The following is a 247-nucleotide window of genomic DNA, read 5'->3' on the forward strand; positions in this document are numbered from 1 at the left end:
GTATGGGTTCGGTGAAAGAAGGTGATTAAGTTGTTGGTAACTAAACGCGCTTTAAAATTGTTAAAAACAAAGTAGCGCCTCCGTTTAAACAAGCCGAATTTATTATCATGTATGGTGAAGGTATTTCTAAGCAAGGCGAGCTAATTGATTTAGGTGTTAAGAACAAAATTGTTGAAAAAGCAGGTGCTTGGTACAGCTACAATGGTAACAAGGTAGGACAAGGTAAAAACAATTCAATTAAATTCTT

1 pseudogene is annotated in these 247 nt (G+C 35.2%); it reads left to right on the top strand.

Annotated elements, in window-relative coordinates:
• Positions 1-247, top strand: a pseudogene (locus R2R70_RS22295) (DNA recombination/repair protein RecA); the annotation flags it as partial.

This window comes from Cobetia sp. SIMBA_158, assembly GCF_046566945.1.
Lineage (GTDB): Bacteria > Pseudomonadota > Gammaproteobacteria > Pseudomonadales > Halomonadaceae > Cobetia > Cobetia amphilecti.